The following is a 516-nucleotide window of genomic DNA, read 5'->3' as shown; positions in this document are numbered from 1 at the left end:
GATATTTACACTGCCAAGAAAAAAGACATCTTTGACGATATTGATAGAAAATATAATTATTCATACAGTTATTTTGGATATGTTAAGTCTACAGAAGAAGATAACTTAGGAGTAGAATACGCCTTTACTCTTGGATGCAAAAATGAAAATCAACCATGCTCCTTAGATGAAGAAAAGGCTAAAAATAAAGTTGAGAAATTAATTAATTCTATCACCTTTTTAATAGATAAAAAGGAGAAATAAGATGGGAAATAAAAATGTATTTGAGAATGAGAACGTAAAGTTAAGGCTAATTGATTTAGAATATGACTATAAACAAAAGTTTGCCTCAACTATTGATAGTGAAGTTAAGAAAGCTAAGAAGGATTTCGAAGCAGATATACGCAGAATTTATAAAGAGGAAACCCACCACGATCTTCCTGAGAATATGAAAATTGAAATTTACACCTCCAATGAACTTGTAAATCAGAATACAAGTATACAAAGTTCGACCAGAGAATCAGGTTACGATGGAAC

General features: G+C 30.4%; 1 protein-coding gene and 1 pseudogene. Both read left to right on the top strand.

Features of this window, described 5'->3' with window-relative positions:
- Positions 1-243, top strand: a pseudogene (locus ACWHAR_RS32055) (lipoprotein YvcA); the annotation flags it as partial.
- Position 244: 1 nt separating this feature from the next.
- Positions 245-516, top strand: a 272-nt coding sequence (locus tag ACWHAR_RS32050) for a DUF6792 domain-containing protein (RefSeq protein WP_452089044.1), incomplete at its 3' end; no start/stop codon positions are given.

It is taken from the genome of Bacillus sp. LR--39 (genome assembly GCF_053613335.1).
This window is presented reverse-complemented; position numbering and strand designations above follow the sequence as displayed.